Genomic DNA, 16,850 nt, shown 5'->3' on the forward strand with positions numbered 1-16,850 from the left:
TTGTATTGTCATTCTTAAGGATTCCCTTTTCACTCATTATACATTCGTTTTTGGCACTTCTTCTTCATCGGGAACATGTAATATATTTTGCCATTTTTTATAAGGCGCACTATTTGGATCCACATACCCTTTCGCATACGAACGATCCCACAATTGTTTCATAAACATCTCTTTCTCTTTCTTCGCAACCATATCTGCACCTGTTCCGTAATAGTTTTGGAAATACAGCTCAATTTCATCAAGGAATAGCCTTAACAAATCGTCAGATGTTTCTTCTAACGTCGGGTCATATTTTGCCTCACGGTCATACATTAAAATCATATCTAAAATATTATGAACATGCTCTTTACGGAGCCATCTTATATCTTGAGCGCCTAATACAAATGCATGTGTATATAAATGTCCACCTTGTATCATTGCCTTTTCTTGTTCTTCTTCAAATCGTGACAAGATGTTTTCATAAATAAACGGATTATGAAGCAATGCTCTGTGCAACTTATAACTTTCACTTGAAATATTTTTCCCCATCGACTGAATTAAAAAGCTACGGCCAACACCATTATATTGATACACGAATTGTCCATCAACAGCAACTAAGCTAATCCAGCGATACATATACGCGTATAGAAGAGCACGATTACATTTGTCGTAATCTAACTTCGTTTGCGTTGCATTCAAGTCTGGCATAAAGGCTGGTAAGTGCCAATATTTATCTAAATGCGGCGTCAAACTAGATTTTTTACTATTTAATTTGTTCACGCGGCGATAATACGATTGAAAATAATCACCTTTATCGTTCATAAAACCATTCGCAATATGTCCAGATGAAAGCTTAGGAAAATCTTGTAGCGATAATCCGTAATGAGCACGATAACAAATCACTTCAAATGGTGAAAACGCCTCGTTTACCGTATCTTTTTCTTTAAACATTTCTTGCAATAACTCTTCTTGCAATTCTTGTTTTAAAGAAGGATGTACGCCCCAATATTGTAATTCTCTATGATGAGAAACTTTCGGAACGAACGGACTTGCTAAATGGAAAAGATCTTCAATTTTTTCACGAACGTATTCATCACGATCACGCTTCTTGAAATCTGCTTCTTTTCGCAATGCTTCAACGATATTAAGCTCTAATTTGTCACGATAGCGCACTTGAAGTTCGTCATAACAATAACTCAATATATGTTCACGATAGAAGTCTTCCACCTTTTTCGACTGAATTTCTTCGGCTTTCGCATCACGACAATATTCCCCGTACAAGCTCATATAAATTTCGGACGATATATCTTTCGGTAATACACCTAAATTTAAATGTTGCTGCATATCTTGCCAAATCTTTTCTTGCAATTTCTCTTCAGCTAATACGTATACATTCGTCGGGTTCGTTTTCCCCTCAAATTCCTTGCTTCGCTTTTGGATTTCAAACAATAAATTTTCACGTGTTTCGTATAAATTATCAAAGAATCTTTCCCAATATTGAATCATTTTATCAACTGCTTGGTATAGCGATTGATACACGAGTTCTAACAACATTTCTTTACGATACTCACTTAATTTGTGTACGTACTGCGTTACAATATCTTCAAATTCTTTTTTAAACAAACGCTGCTGATTATTAATCATTTTTCCAAACCAGCCTTGTTGCTGCGCAATTTCAACGCGGCGAACAGCCGTTACAGTTCCATCAATATTACTCACATTAAATTTCTTATCGTAGTTTTGAATTAAATTACGCTTTTGTTCATTATTTTCATGTAGTCGATTCATCTTCTCTACTAACTGCTTACGAATTTCATACAGCATAAAACGTGCTGCAACTGGATGAACTGGATCCGTTTTCTTTAAAAACCATGTATTTAATTGGTAAGACTGTCCTTCTGAGCCACTCGGTGTAAAGCGGTCTGATTCGATCATGTCATATAAAAGGGTAGTAACATGCTCATGTACACGGCTCGGAATGGCATAAGCATATAAACGAACCGCATGATCAACTCTCGCTACTTCCCCCTTCATTTGTTCCATCATTTTAAGCTTCGCAGCCGATATTTTGCACTCATGCTGCAGGCGGTTTAATTCCTCATCTTTTTGCACTGTACGGTGTACGTAACTCTCTACAGCATCTAAAAACAATTTTGATTTTGCAACACCGAGCTTACCACCCTCTGCCCCTTCACGTGTTTCATGGTACATTTGTCTATAAAAAATATGAGCTTGTTCTGGCCGAGTAGCAAGATGCTCTAAGTCTTCTAAATAACTTTTCCCGCGCTCTGGCTTTTCACGCTGCATACCACGTTTGACATCTTGGTCGTATCTTTGCTTTTTTTCTTGAAACAGTTGATCTAAATGAAGCCAAGATTCATCTAAACCTTGCACCGCCCATTTTAAAGCACAGTATTTCAAAACGTGCTCATACGGATAAATAAGTTTTGCCGTTCCTGCTCCGCAATATCTCCCTTTCCCACTCGATTCTGCCAATTGCTGAATTTGATTATCTTCTTGTGCAAAATGATTTGCAGACATTGGACTAAATAACTGTAAATAAATCGTATTTGCCATTTGCTCCATATAATCCGATAAATTGTGCAAATGGTGCCCATGTAAATTTTCATAATCATATAAGAAACAATAATTGTACGGTAAATGATGCTGCTTTATCGTATGGTTTGTTCTTCCGTCCTCATCCACTTGATCAGGACGATATTCTAATTCAATCGTTACGCCGCCTCGTTTTGATAATTCACCAGTCGATCCAAGCGTAATAGCGTGCAACTCTTTTAACGATGCATAACCATTCGCTTGCACAGTTTCAAACTCTTTCGCACTAACCGTTCTCGTCTTAACTAAAACATCTGGCATTAAAAACGCACCGCGGATTAAAATGTTATGATGCTGCAATTTCTTCCGGAGCATCTCACGCAAATATAATGCGATTTGTAAAAACATCCCTGAGCCTGTTCCGCCGGCTAGTGATGTTACAATAATGACACGTACACCATATTCCGTCTGATCACTTGTAACTGGAAAAATCTTCTCGATTTCTTGCCAAAACGATGTGAGTTTATCTTCTTTCATCGCAGCACGTAACGCTAACCGTGAAATGACGCGTAACTGTCCAGCCCCTTCTGTTAACGGTTTATCAAGTATAGTCGGGTCCATCGGAAACCACTCTGGAATCGTTGGATCTCCCGCAATATACTCTCTCGGTGTTTTACTCGAGCTCGTTTGCGTCTTAAACTTCCGAATATGATCAAATTTACTCAATGTATTCACATCTGTATCAAATACATGCATCGCTACCTTTTTACGACGCTCCTCAGGTAATCTTTCATATATTTGATGTGTGACAGTACTACCGATTCCACCTAAGCCAATTAAAATTGTTGGAACTTGTAATGTCATGTGAACCACCTTCCTATTCTTGCTTGTTTGAAAAGAAGAATAAAGAGAGCCGGGCCTCCTCCGCCCCTCTTACACCCTATCTACTATTCACATTCGTACCGGTAAATCTCCTTACCATATCCTCTATCAATTACTAAAAGTTCATTTGGATACAACGTCTTATGCTCCATTCCTACCTCTTCCTCTGTTATAAACATCCCATCAATAATCATCCCAACCACTTGCGATTCTTTCGCTACAAATATAGATTTCGATCCTTTTTTCGCTATTAATGTTACAGATTGCACAGTCTTTCTTTCTGCTCGGAATGGAATGCCAAAATAGTGCTTCCACCATTTATTTTTAAGTAACTCTGGTTCAGATTGATAAAGCCAATCTTTCGCTACTTCTTGATCCCATTCGTAATATAGTAATGCTTTCCTATGAAATCTCGGACGAACAATCCATCCTAAAATAATAATTCCTACTATTAAAAGTAATAAAGTGATAGGAATTACAAATTTAAAAATGAGCGCATACTTCTCAAAAAACGGCGCATTTTCAATGTGCAGTACGATCTTTTCCTTTACTTCTTGTAATGTTGAATCATTGATCGTGATGGTAGCCTCTACGGTGCCGGTATCTGTAAAATTGAATGTGTCGGAGTAATAAGGTCGAGGATAAACATAAACTTGACTACCATGCTGTTTTAATTCATAGTTGATCGATTGATTCGATGTGACACCAGTAGATTTTAATAGTTTCTTTACAGCCTCTTCTGTCATCGGTTTACCATTTAACTGGGGCTGTAAAATAAATGGTTTACTATTTTCTAAATTTGTTACCTTTTCTTCATAATCTTTCGTAACAGCTTGAAGTGTTAATTTTGGTTTTTCAGCTGGTTCAATCTTGAATTCTTTCGTCTGTCTATAAAATCCCTTTATATTCATATGGACTTTCCCGCGTACTAACGCTTTACCAACCTGTGTCTCGTAATAAAACACATGTCTTTTATCATCCCACTTCATCGGATACTGCTTTCCATCTATTTCTACTTCTGCTTCGAAATAAGAAGTTTGAATTGGTAATTCAGTAGGTTTCGCTTCAATAACAGCTGTCACACCTTCATACATTTTCTCAACATTTTTTCTATCTTTATCATCTTTGTCGTACGTAGAAACAGTATAATTAAGCGCTGGTTCAACAAGTACTTGTAATCCCTCTTTCTCAATGTCCTGATCCACTTCTATCGTATATGTCCCTGGCTTAATCACTTCCTGGTTCGCTGTACTTACATGCACTATATTTCCGAATAATTTAGCTTCTCCTGGTGCATGTATAGAAAAAGAAGACTGCAATTGTAACGGTTTGGAAAGTTGCATAACTTTATAATTAGACAAAGAAGGTGATTGTCGTACAAGCGTCATACGCTTTAATGGAAACGGTGTTGTAATCTCTACTTTTTTCCCTACTATTTTCGTTTTGACAATCGACTCAACAGAAGAAAATGGATCACGATTTGCAACTAATGCTGCCACTTGATTCACACTTTGTACAATACCATCCTCACCGCTAGACGGCATGACAACTCCATTCATTTCTTTTTTCCAAATCTCTTTAAACGTATTTAACTGCAGCTTCTCTTGCTGCCCTAAATCCTCTTCCATCGTGATTAAAACTGGATGTAAAGAGATCTTTTTCGAATCCATTTCTTTCTTAAACTGCGCTAACTTCTGTGTAATTTGTTCTTTTCCGCCAATCTTATCTTTCTCCAAATCATTAAATGCCCCGTCAGTTAATACAATAAGCCAAAATTCACGTTTCCCATCTATATCTGCTTCCTTTTTTATAGATTGCATCGCCGTTTCTACTGCGCTAAATGGAGTATTTAAATATGTTTTCCACGCCCCAATCCCCTCAATTTCTGTTTGCCTTTGATCCTTTGTTAATGAAATGTTTAATGGAGCATCCGGCTTACTCATTGGAACGTAAGAAAATTTATCTTTCTCATCTAATAGCGCAACTAAACTTTGCAAGGCGTAATTGGCATACTTCCAGCGATCGTTATTTCTCATGCTGCCCGAATCATCATATACAAGTGAAACGACCCTTTCCTTTGCCTCCTCTCCTTTTGCAAAAACTGAAAAAGGTAAACATATAAATAGAAACAGCATGAACGTGGCACAAATTCGAATTTTCATGATGAGGCTTCGCCACCTTTGTAGACAAATTCCTATGTTTAAATTTATGAGAGGAAACAAGATATATGACTTGTATTTTAGGACAACGAACGCACCTTAACTTTATTATGTAAACATATATATAACTTGGTAATATTCCTTCTAGCATTTTCTATCCAATTATATAGGTAAAAAAGCCTGTTTAAGCTCCACCCTTAAAACAGACTTTTCCTACTTTTAAAATTGAAAACTCTTAACAAAAAGTTTGATTTTTAATCAGCACATCACTTCAATTGTATATCCTCCAGGTGCTTCGACATAAAACGTATACGCATGTGCATGTTTAGGCGGTTCGACTGAAAATCCGTCTTTCTTCAATCTTTGATTAATTTTATTAACTTGTTCTTCATTTTTTTGTGGAAATCCTACATGAAATGTTTTTGGATAATGAACTTCTTTTCCCTTCATTAAGGTTAATATAAACCCATCATTATCACGCATAACTGCGAAGCCATTTCCCGTTGTTCCACCACAAGTTAAACCAAAATACTTTTCTAAAAATTCTCTAGCAGCTGTTACATCTGTAACTGTTAAATTAAGATGATTAATTTTCAATTCACTCACCTTCTTTCTTAATTTTCTAACATTTTATCATATAAATAAAAAACACGCCTTTCACAGCGTGTTTCATTGCTTCACATATACCTCAACAATTGGATTATCTTTATTATCTGCATGTAAACGTATATTCTCTTCACCCGTATTATAAATGCTAGCTACCAGCATAACTGTTAACAAATTCGGTATTTTCGCATCACTCCCATATTTTCGTTCAAGAGCTTCTGTATACTCGAAATCCAAATCACCCTGCACATATGTATACACTTCAAAACCATCTTCCAAATTACAAACTACTGTATCTATAATATCCGCTCCTACTTGCTTCTTCATTTCACCTCGCAATGCTTCTATAAATTCTTCCCAAGGAACTTCGTACGTCTGAAATTGATCTGTAGATTTCATTTCATTTCCTCCTCACTATATATCCTGTTCGTATATTTCCCCTTTCCTATAACAATTATGATAGATAGGTCATTCGTACAAGCCGCACTTGTCCCCCTTACATATCGTATTACTGTAATGGGGGAAGGAGGAAAGAACATGCATAGACAAAAATGTTATAATACATGCCAACGTTATTTCGGAAAAGTTGTTCGAATTGAAGATCGTGATGGTCATATCCATTTAGGAAAAATAATAGACGTGACAAATGATTCTGTTTGGATTGAGCCAGTACAGCAGCGTTCATCTTTTGATACAGGATTTGGATACCATGGCGCATATTCAAACGGCGGATGTGATATTTGCGGCGGTCTTAGCAGATGTGATAACTGTGGATTTGGATGTGGTGGTGGATTCGATGGTGGATTCAGTGGTGGATTCGGTGGCTGCGGATGTGGCCGTCGTGGTTGCGGCGGTTGTGGCTTTGGTGGCGGCTGGGGATTTGAACTCGGATTTGGCTTTATTTTCGGAATTACTTTGGCTGCATTATTTTTCATCTAACATAGTAAAGAGTTGACTATCTTTAGCCAACTCTTTTTCTCTATTTTTCACATATAAAAATGCGATGCCCTAAAATATGTTGATACATAAGCAGTACTTGTTCGTGTTGCACCCACGCCTCATACAATTCTTCCGGAATAAACGGTGATACATTCCACTCTGGCTCTTCCATATGTCCTGCAACTGTTTCTGCAATAGTTCCGCCACCCCCAATTGTAATTCTTTTAAAATTTGCTGCTTTAAATAAATGAATCCACTCATTCTCAGTTAATAATTCTTTCATACCGTATAACTGTCCAATCTTTTCCTCCTCTTTCTTCTCAATATGTTTTTCGGTAATCATTTCAATGACAACAAGCTTTCCATCCTTTTGTAATACACGATAACATTCCGAAATAACCTTTTCTTTATTTGTAAAAGCGAGTATAGATTCTCCAAGTACAAGCTCAAAAGAATCATTTAAACACGGTAACCCTTCTACATCGCCTTGAATCAATTGTATATTTAAACCATCAAACAACCATCTATCTTTCGCTTTTTGAATCATAATTTCATTCTTTTCAACCGCTGTCACTTTATAACCCAATTCTTTTGTCATATACGCCGCTGTTTTCCCCGTGCCGCAACCTATCTCAAGGACACTAGCCCCATGTCTAAGTGGCAATTGAGATAATAATTGTTTTGTTAACGTAAAACCACCAGGATGAGCACTCCCTATTCCGTAATAAGCTAAGAAGTCGATGTAAGTATTCCGTTCCATACGATTCTCCCTTTTTTATTTTATATATTCCAGGAAGGAAGAAAAGTGCATAAAAAAAGGGCGCATCACGCGCCCTCTCTCTTACTTATCTTCACCAATATATGCCCATTTGTAGCTGTAATCTCCACCAACTGGATGGTGAATAATACCTTTTACTTTCGGTCTTTGAACAAGAGCATCACCACGTTGATATAACGGTGCAATTACAGCATCATCAAGTAACATTTTCTCAGCTTTCAGTAAGCTATCCCAACGCTCTTTCGTTTTCGTTAATAGCTCACCTTTACCTTTTTCTACAATTTCATCATATTTCGGATTTGAATATCCAGTTTGGTTATGAGGTCCATTTGTAACGAACATATCAATGAATGTCATTGGATCTAAGTAATCAGGTCCCCAACCAGCGTAAGATAAATCATAATCTAGATCTGATTCTAATTTTAATTTTTGTTTAAACGGTTGGTTTTTCAAATTCACTGTTAAGCCCGGTAAGTTCTTCTCAAGCTCTCCTTTTAAGAACTCACCTACTTTTTTCGCATTATCGCTATCGTAGTTTAATAGCTCTACAGTTACTTGCTCTTTTCCAAGTTCTTTTTTCGCTTTTTCCCAATGCTCTTTTGCTTTTTTCACATCTGTTTTTAAAATATCTCCGTTATCTTTACGGAAGTCTTTTCCATCTGGACTCTTCGCAAATTCTTTTGGTACTAAGTAATCTGCAGGTGTAGATCCGTCATTTAAAATTACATTCGTTAAGCCTTTTTTATCATATGCCATTGCAATCGCTAAACGTAAATCTTTACTCTTTAACACTGTATCTTGATTACCACGTTTTTGGTTTAATCGTAAGAAGAACGTTGACGGTGTTTTTTGTGTAAAGAAATCTGGATTTGATTTATATTTGTCAACCATTTCAGATGCAAGTGCTGCACGATCGATTTGTCCACTTTCATATAAGTTGACACGTGTACCGCTATCTTTTACTACGTTAAAGTTGATTTCTTCTAATTTAACTGTTTTATTATCCCAGTATTGTGCATTTTTCTTTAATTTCCAACCTTCTTCATGTTTCCAATCTGTTAATGTAAACGGTCCGTTGTATAACGTTGTATCTGATTCTAAACCGTATTTTTCTCCTTTTTCTTTTACGAATTTTTCATTTAACGGATAGAATGTTCCGAATGAAGTTAATTCTACAAAGTAAGGAACTGGATTTTCTAATTCTACCTCTAATGTGTAGTCATCTACAGCTTTTACACCTAACGTATCAAGTGGTGCTTTCCCATCATTAATTGCTTTTGCGTTCTTTAAATCAAACATAATGTATGCATATTCCGCTGCTGTATTTTTATCCACCGCACGTTTCCAAGCAAACACGAAATCCTTCGCTGTTACAGGGTCTCCATTTGACCATTTCGCATTTTTATTTAATGTGAATGTATATTTTTTACCATCATCACTCTTTTTATATGATTCAGCAACCCCTGGTGCTGCTTTATTATCTTTATCGAGTCGATATAAACCTTCCATTACGTTATTTAAAGCAAGAAACGATACTTGGTCTGTCGCTTTAGAAGAATCCATAGATGGAATCTCTTGAGTTTCTGTTAAATTAAGTACTTGCTTTGCAGCTAATTTCCCGCCTTCTTTTTCGCCACTTTTCGGCGTTGTGCTTGCCTTATCTTTATCCCCTGATCCCGAGCAAGCTGTTAATGCCATACTCATTACTAGAACTGGTGCTACAACCGCTGTTAATTTTGTCATCTTTTTTCTCTTCATTTTTTTGTACCCTCCCCAATTATATGTACGATATTAACATTTAGAGATTCCCTATTAACTTTCGTTATCAGAAAATTCTTATTAATTAATATTCTACTGTTTTTTCAAGTTTTGTAAAGTAGTTTTGTAAACTTTCTAAATATTTATTTTTTTATGATAGTAACTTGTTGTTTTAACTACTATATGAATTATCCCCCGTCTACTATATGTAAACATATCTCCTCTTATTCTTCGCTATTGCTAAGTTCTATATTTTTCTTATAAAAATGATATCACTAGCTATTTTATTGAATCCCTTCTACTATTCCTACAGTAGAATTTTAAAGGTGACCTCAAAATTCCCATGTGTCTTATTCTCATATTCATACAAAAAAAGCATTTCAAAAGCATATTAACCACTTTTGAAATGCTTTCATATTATTTCTTTCCGCCATCCTCAGTTACATACGCCCACTTAAAGCTATATTCTGGACTAATGTTGTGTTTCACAATTCCTTTTACATTTGGCTTCATTACATATGATCTTCCTGTTTGATATAAAGGAACTAATCCTGCATCTTCTTCAAGGAATAATTTTTCTGCTTTTCCTAACGTTTCCCAACGCTTCTTCGGATCAGACAGTAATTCATTACCTGCTTTTTGTACCATTTCATCGTATTTCGGGTTTGAATAACCCATTTGGTTATACGGGCTCTTCGATTCAAACATATCAATAAATGTCATTGGATCCGAATAATCTGGGCTCCAACCTGCAAACGAAACTTCATAATCTTGCGCTGACTCTAATTTTAATTTTTGTTTGAATGGCTGAATTTTCGTGGTAACTGTTACACCTTTTAAATTTTTCTCAATTTGATCTTTAAAGTAATCAGCAATCTTTTTCGCAGTTCCATCATCATAGCTTAGTAATTCGATTGTAACTTGATCTTTTCCAAGTTCTTTTTTCGCTTCTTCCCAAGCTGCTGCGCCTTTTTTCACATCATATTTCAGACCATTTTTAAATGTATCTTGATAATCTTTACCATCCGGCCCTATCGCAAGCCCTTTTGGAACCAATTGATCCGTTGCTTTTGATCCATTATTTAATATAACGTTTGCTAAACCTTTTTTATCAATTGATAATGCGATTGCTTCACGAAGTTTTTTGCTCTTTAACGGTGTATCTTGTCCGTTACGCTTTTGATTTAAACGTAAGAAGAACGTACTTGCTTCTGAATACTCACCATATTCATCTTTGTTCGATTTATATTTATCTACAAATTCTCCTGATAATAATGTAAAGTCAATCGATCCTGTATCATATAAATTTACTTTTGTAGCCACTTCTTTTACAACGCTGTAATTAATTTCTTCTAATTTCACAGTCTTATTATCCCAATACTTATCATTTTTCTTCAGCTGCCAACCTTGTTCATGTTTCCACGATGCCATTACAAATGGCCCGTTATACAATGTTGTATCTGCTTCTAAACCGAATTTCTCTCCTTTTTCTTTTACGAACTTTTCATTTAAAGGATAATATGACGGGAATGCTAATAAATTTAAGAAGTACGGTACCGGTTTTTCTAATTCTACTTCTAGTGTATAATCATCTACCGCCTTCGCTCCTAATTCAGTTCCAGGTTTTTCTCCTTTATTAATCGCTTCTGCATTTTTAATATAGTAAGCAATAAATGCATATTCTGCCGCTGTGTTTTTATCAAGTAAGCGCTGCCATCCATATACGAAATCTTTCGCTGTTACAGGATCTCCATTTGACCATTTCGCATCTTTACGCAGTTTAAACGTATATTTTTTACCATCTTCGCTTTTCGTACTTGATTCTGCAGCAGCCGGAATAGGCTTATTATCTTTATCAAGACGATATAATCCTTCCATTGTGTTCCCTAAAATTTGTGCCCCTAACGTATCAGTAGATTTAGAAGTGTCCATCGTCGGAATTTCTTGATTTTCCGTACGATTTAATACTTGCTTCGCTGCATATTTAATATCAGCTTTTTTTTCTTCCCCACTATTAGATGTAGTAGTCGTTTTCTTCTCCCCACCTGATCCAGAGCACGCTGTCAATGCAACACTCATTGCTAAAACTGGTACTACAACCGCTGTTAACTTTTTCATCTTTTTTCTCTTCATTTTTGTACCCTCCCTAATTATATGTACATTACCAACCCTTGAGAGACCCCTTGCTAATAATTAATTTTCTGAAAATTATAACTAATATTATTCTACTCTATTTTTCGTATTTGTAAATAGTTTTATTTTAAATATTCTGATTTTTATCTTCATAAATTAGTATGATTTATCCCCCATCTACTATATGTACATACTATACGCCTTATTCTTCTCTATTTAACTGAGCTAAAAAAAGCATTTCAAAGTAGCTAAGCTACTTTGAAATGCTTTTTTAACTCTATTATTTTTCAGTCACGTATGCCCACTTAAAGCTAAATTCTGGACTGATATTATGTTTTACTACACCTTTTACATTTGGTTGTAAAACATAAGAATCCCCACGTTGATATAAAGGTACAATCGCTACATCTTCTTCAAGTAATGTTTTTTCAGCTTTTCCTAACTCTTCCCAACGTTTCTTCGCATCGCTCATTAATTCAGTACCAGCTTTCTTCACCATTTCATCATATTTAGGATCTGAGAAGCTCATTTGGTTATGAGAATGCTTAGACTCAAACATATCTAAGAATGTCATTGGATCTGCATAATCTGGATTCCAACCACCGTATGAAATATCATATTGTTGCTCAGATTCTAATTTTAGTTTTTGCTTAAATGGTTGAAGTTTAATGTTAACTGTTACACCTTTTAAGTTTTTCTCAATTTGGTCCTTAATATATTCTCCAACTTTTTTCGCATTACCAGTATCGTAGTTTAAGAATTCAATTGTAACTTGATCTTTACCAAGCTCTTTTTTCGCTTCTTCCCATGATGCAGCAGCTTTTTTAGCATCTGGTTTCAAACCATTTTTAAACGTTTCTTGGAAGTCTTTACCGTCCGGTCCAGTCGCTAATCCTTTTGGAACTAAGAAGTCAGCTTCTTTTGATCCATCATTTAAAATTACGTTTGCTAAATTCTTTTTATCAACTGATAGTGCAATTGCTTCACGCAATTTTTTGCTCTTTAATGGTGTATCTTGTCCATCACGTTTTTGGTTCATACGAATGAAGTACGTGCTCACTTGTGAGAATGTTCCGAATTCATCTTTCTTATTTCTGTATTTATCTACGAACTCTCCATTTAATAAAGCAAAGTCAACTTGACCGCTATCATATAAGTTAATTAGCGTTGCTGCCTCTTTTACAACACTGAAGTTAACTTCTTCAAGTTTTACAGTCTTTTTATCCCAATATTGATCATTTTTCTTTAATTGCCATCCTTGTTCATGCTTCCAATCTTTAAGAACGAACGGTCCGTTATAAACTGTTGTATCAGACTCTAAGCCGAACTTCTCCCCTTTTTCTTTTACGTATTTTTCATTTAATGGGTAGTAAGATGGGAATGCTACTAAGTTTAAGAAGTACGGTACTGCTTGCTCTAATTCAACTTCAAGCGTAAGATCATCTACCGCTTTCACTCCTAATTCAGCGACAGGTTTTTCTCCTTTATTAACCACTTCTGCATTTTTAATTGGGAATGCGATAAATGCATACTCAGCAGCTGTTTTTGGATCTAATAGACGTTGCCAAGCATATACGAAATCTTTCGCAGTTACTGGATCACCATTTGACCATTTTGCATCTTTACGTAGTTTAAATGTATATTTTTTACCATCTTCACTTTTCGTACTAGATTCTGCCGCAGCTGGAATCGGCTTATTATCTTTATCAAGACGATATAACCCTTCCATCGTATTCCCTAGCATTTGTGAAGATACTGTATCTGTTGATTTAGAAGAATCCATCGTTGGAATCTCTTGTGTTACTGTTCGATTTAAAACTTGTTTTGCCGCTAATTTTTCCCCTGACTTACTATCTCCACTTGAGTTTGTGCTTGTCTTTTTATCTCCGCCTGATGTAGAACATGCTGTTAATGCCATGCTCATTGCTAAAACCGGTACTACAACTGCTGTTAGTTTTTTCATTTTTTTCTTTTTCATTTTTGTACCCTCCCTAATTCTAAACGATAGCTATTTAAGAATTTTCTGATAATTCTGTTTTTCTTTATATATTTATCAGACGATTCTTACTACTTCTTATTCTACTAATTTTTTAAAATTTGTAAAGTGTTATTATTGAAAATTGTTAAAAAATTATTTTCTTACAGTAATATTCATAAAAATTCCATATAGTTTTTTAACATCATTTATTATCGTTACATATACACTAATTTAATAGTGTTAATGATACTTTCCAATAAATAGACTGTAGATTGTCGTTAATAAATAATGTATATTCTAGAGATCTCTTTCCTACAAAAACAAAAAAAGCAGATATAACATCCGCTTTAATTTCCCTCAATTTGCTTCTCACTTAATCCAAGATGTGTTCTGAGTGTATTACTCAAATTTTGCAAGTCTTTTTTATTAGGATTATAATAATATACACGCTTCCCATTTGGGCCATTTGGTAAATATAAATCATCACCGTTCAGTTGAATCTTCTCAACTGAACAATCTAAACCATATTTATAAAAAGATAAAATATCATCCAATGCTAAATTTGTTTTAAAATCGCCATCGACGGCCTCAACCATTTTCTCCAGTTTTGTAATAGACCCTACACTTTTTAATTTACTTAAAATCGCCTCAATAACAAGTTGTTGGCGCTGTCCCCTCATTGCATCACTATCAATATGACGAGTTCTCGCCAAAGCAAGTGCTTCTTCTCCCGTTAATTTTTGAACCCCTTTTTTCAAGTGAATCGTATCAGGTTCATCTTTACTATTTTGTTCAGTAAATTCAACCGGGACATCTACCTCAACACCATCGAGCCCATCGACAATTTTAATAAATGACCCAAAATTAAATTTCACAAAATAATCTACCGGTACTTGCAGCAACTTTTCTACTGCCTCAACAGAAGCTTGTGGCCCTCCATCCTTTCCGTTTTTAACGAAACCACTTCCATATGCGTGTGTTATTTTATCTTTTTTCTTTTCGATTGGAACATATGTATAAGTATCTCTTGGTATACTGGTTAATTTCACTGTCTTATCTTCTTTATTAAACGTAGCTAACAATAATGCATCCGTATGAAATGCACCATTATAGCCCTTTTGCCGTTCTTGATTTTCATCAATCCCCATAATTAACATTGAAACGTTGTGTGTAATTGGCTTTACAGCTTTCTCACGTAAATTTGATTTTTCACCACGCGATAAGTTCAAATTAGATTTTTGTACGAGATTAGAAGTTTTCATATATACATAAGCACCATACCCCACTCCGCCAAATAGTAATACTCCTAACAATACACTTATGATCGTTGTCTTTTTATATTTTCGTTTATTTTTCTTTTCTCTTGAAGGAGAGGTATTCTCCATATAGTTCCCTCCGTTTTCTATTCATCTAATATGTTTTTCAATTTTTCATAATTAGTGCTATCCTTTTGAAATACATTCTCTTTCAATCCTTTGTTTATTTGTATCCATTCAGTCGTAATCGAATATTGAATCATACCTTCATGGAAACTAAGGAACTTCAACATAATCCCCGTATTTTTCTCTACAACCATTTCAAATTTCCCACTCAAATCTTCAGATGTACTTACAGGCATTTCTATGTTTATTCCCCCTTCTATTTTGTAGCAATCGAGTCCAAGATACTTCGTTTCTTTATAACTCCAATCTTTATATCGAATTAATAGATCAGCAAATTCTGATTGAATACTGTACTTAGCGAATCCCACATATTCGTCATCATACCGTTTCTTCTCACCTGATTTTCTCAACAACCTTTCCATAGGACTTAATTTTAATAGTTCATTATTTCTTTTTTTAGGGATCCATCTCGTCTCTTTATACGTATTATTCTTATCATTAAACTCTTTTTTTCCGTCCTCGTTATAAATAATCGTGCTTTTTTTCGATAGTTTGTCTTCTTTAGATGAAATACCACTTTGTTTCTCCGTATCAATCACATATTTATATGTTGTAGCAATTCTTGTAGAGCTAGAATATTCTTCGAATTGCCCTGAAACATTTTGGAAATGATCAATTGAATCAAGCATCTTTTGATGAATCTTCTCCTTATCTGGATGATTGACGTTCGACTTTATTTCTTCTTCATTCTCATAATCAGAAAACGCATTCTTCTTTACGTAATTAAACATCCCTCCATTTTGTGCAAAGCTCTGTATAGAAAACTCAGACATAGATACAATTGATAGCGTTAGAACAGCGGCACTAATAAACATCATATGTACTCTATAACTCTTTCTTTTTACAGGAAGATTATGAAGTGTATCATTAATTTTTTCATTTAGTGCCTGTGGCAATACGGTATTATCCTTTTCTATTCTCTTTTTTAATTTTTCATCAAATGATTTTTCTTTATCCATTTTAACCACCTCCTACTCCATCTTTAATCGCTCTTCTAATTGTTCCCTTGCACGTGACAATCTTGATTTAACCGTGCCTTTTGGAATTTCTAAAAGCGTTGCAATACTTTCTTGATTCATATCTTCATAATAATAAAGTACAGTTACAGCTCTTAGTTCTTCCGTTAAAGACTGAATAGCATTACAAAGATCAATATCTTCATATCGATCGAACGCCACCATATTACTATCATGATCCTCAATTACAATTACTTTTTTATAAGAGCGAATTATATTGTTACACTCATTTATTAAAATTCTAATTAGCCACGTTTGAAAAAACTCTTCCTTTTTCAGTTTTTTTATATTTTCATAAGCTTTTAAAATTGTTGCCTGCATTGCATCCTCTATATTCGTCTCATCACGTAACATCGCCTTCGCAATGCGATACATCTTTACTTTTTCTGTATGTATAAGTGTCATAAAAGCCTCATGATTACCCTTTTTTGCTAAAGAAACATCCGTTTCTTCTTTTACAATCATCTTATATAAAGGAATTACTTTCACAATTGGTCCTCCTGTTTCAGCCTCTCTATTAATTAAACTTTACACATATTAGACGGAGTATCCTAGAAAAAGGTTCACTTCTTTTTGAATATTTCTACAAGAAAAAATGTAAACATTCCATTTTGACTATCTACT

The 16,850-nt window shown here is 35.0% G+C and carries 12 protein-coding genes; 1 reads left to right on the plus strand and 11 read right to left on the minus strand.

Going from position 1 to position 16,850, the window contains the following annotated elements; translation table 11 throughout:
* Positions 1-36 precede the first annotated feature (36 nt).
* The 4 genes from MKX37_RS17215 to MKX37_RS17230 all read right to left on the minus strand — a co-directional run bounded on the left by MKX37_RS17215 (position 37) and on the right by MKX37_RS17230 (position 6,581).
* On the minus strand, positions 37-3,399 hold the full coding sequence (locus MKX37_RS17215) for a tubulin-like doman-containing protein (protein WP_002087746.1): 3,363 nt from the start codon (positions 3,397-3,399) through the stop codon (positions 37-39).
* A gap of 83 nt (positions 3,400-3,482) precedes the next feature.
* A complete protein-coding gene (locus MKX37_RS17220; protein ID WP_002128472.1) occupies positions 3,483-5,579 on the minus strand; it encodes a vWA domain-containing protein in 2,097 nt (698 codons plus the stop codon).
* A gap of 255 nt (positions 5,580-5,834) precedes the next feature.
* Positions 5,835-6,173, minus strand: a complete 339-nt coding sequence (locus tag MKX37_RS17225) for a VOC family protein (RefSeq protein WP_002185202.1) — start codon at positions 6,171-6,173, stop codon at positions 5,835-5,837.
* A gap of 72 nt (positions 6,174-6,245) precedes the next feature.
* Entirely contained in the window at positions 6,246-6,581 is a 336-nt protein-coding gene (locus MKX37_RS17230; RefSeq protein WP_002185200.1) for a hypothetical protein, read from the minus strand.
* A 138-nt stretch (positions 6,582-6,719) separates the two neighbouring features.
* On the opposite strand from MKX37_RS17230, the gene MKX37_RS17235 reads away from it, so the two are divergent.
* Positions 6,720-7,121, plus strand: a complete 402-nt coding sequence (locus MKX37_RS17235) for a hypothetical protein (RefSeq protein ID WP_016096373.1) — start codon at positions 6,720-6,722, stop codon at positions 7,119-7,121.
* Between the two features lie 40 nt (positions 7,122-7,161).
* Here MKX37_RS17235 and MKX37_RS17240 read toward each other — a convergent pair whose 3' ends face one another.
* The 7 genes from MKX37_RS17240 to MKX37_RS17270 form a co-directional block, all read right to left on the minus strand.
* On the minus strand, positions 7,162-7,881 hold the full coding sequence (locus tag MKX37_RS17240; protein ID WP_078178703.1) for a class I SAM-dependent methyltransferase: 720 nt from the start codon (positions 7,879-7,881) through the stop codon (positions 7,162-7,164).
* 81 nt (positions 7,882-7,962) lie between these two features.
* Positions 7,963-9,657 carry a peptide ABC transporter substrate-binding protein gene (locus tag MKX37_RS17245; RefSeq protein WP_078422225.1) on the minus strand — a complete coding sequence of 565 codons (1,695 nt, stop codon included), beginning with the start codon at positions 9,655-9,657 and terminating at the stop codon, positions 7,963-7,965.
* Between the two features lie 417 nt (positions 9,658-10,074).
* On the minus strand, positions 10,075-11,790 hold the full coding sequence (locus MKX37_RS17250; RefSeq protein WP_002167845.1) for a peptide ABC transporter substrate-binding protein: 1,716 nt from the start codon (positions 11,788-11,790) through the stop codon (positions 10,075-10,077).
* Positions 11,791-12,070: 280 nt separating this feature from the next.
* Entirely contained in the window at positions 12,071-13,768 is a 1,698-nt protein-coding gene (locus MKX37_RS17255; RefSeq protein WP_078203405.1) for a peptide ABC transporter substrate-binding protein, read from the minus strand.
* Positions 13,769-14,115: 347 nt separating this feature from the next.
* Positions 14,116-15,153 (minus strand): LCP family protein, encoded by a 1,038-nt coding sequence (locus MKX37_RS17260; protein ID WP_002142691.1) that lies wholly within the window; start codon positions 15,151-15,153, stop codon positions 14,116-14,118.
* A 17-nt stretch (positions 15,154-15,170) separates the two neighbouring features.
* Positions 15,171-16,169, minus strand: a complete 999-nt coding sequence (locus tag MKX37_RS17265; protein WP_078422226.1) for an anti-sigma factor — start codon at positions 16,167-16,169, stop codon at positions 15,171-15,173.
* A 12-nt stretch (positions 16,170-16,181) separates the two neighbouring features.
* Entirely contained in the window at positions 16,182-16,715 is a 534-nt protein-coding gene (locus tag MKX37_RS17270; protein ID WP_000864747.1) for an RNA polymerase sigma factor, read from the minus strand.
* Positions 16,716-16,850 lie beyond the last annotated feature (135 nt).

It is taken from the genome of Bacillus sp. FSL R5-0709 (genome assembly GCF_038004785.1).
In the GTDB taxonomy this organism is placed as follows: domain Bacteria; phylum Bacillota; class Bacilli; order Bacillales; family Bacillaceae_G; genus Bacillus_A; species Bacillus_A mycoides.

Coding starts and splice junctions, on each gene's coding strand:
- MKX37_RS17230 (WP_002185200.1), bottom strand. CDS start 6,581: ATGAAATCTACAGATCAATTTCAGACGTACGAAGTTCCTTGGGAAGAA.
- MKX37_RS17240 (WP_078178703.1), bottom strand. CDS start 7,881: ATGGAACGGAATACTTACATCGACTTCTTAGCTTATTACGGAATAGGG.
- MKX37_RS17235 (WP_016096373.1), top strand. CDS start 6,720: ATGCATAGACAAAAATGTTATAATACATGCCAACGTTATTTCGGAAAA.
- MKX37_RS17250 (WP_002167845.1), bottom strand. CDS start 11,790: ATGAAGAGAAAAAAGATGAAAAAGTTAACAGCGGTTGTAGTACCAGTT.
- MKX37_RS17220 (WP_002128472.1), bottom strand. CDS start 5,579: ATGAAAATTCGAATTTGTGCCACGTTCATGCTGTTTCTATTTATATGT.
- MKX37_RS17260 (WP_002142691.1), bottom strand. CDS start 15,153: ATGGAGAATACCTCTCCTTCAAGAGAAAAGAAAAATAAACGAAAATAT.
- MKX37_RS17265 (WP_078422226.1), bottom strand. CDS start 16,169: ATGGATAAAGAAAAATCATTTGATGAAAAATTAAAAAAGAGAATAGAA.
- MKX37_RS17245 (WP_078422225.1), bottom strand. CDS start 9,657: ATGAAGAGAAAAAAGATGACAAAATTAACAGCGGTTGTAGCACCAGTT.
- MKX37_RS17215 (WP_002087746.1), bottom strand. CDS start 3,399: ATGACATTACAAGTTCCAACAATTTTAATTGGCTTAGGTGGAATCGGT.
- MKX37_RS17255 (WP_078203405.1), bottom strand. CDS start 13,768: ATGAAAAAGAAAAAAATGAAAAAACTAACAGCAGTTGTAGTACCGGTT.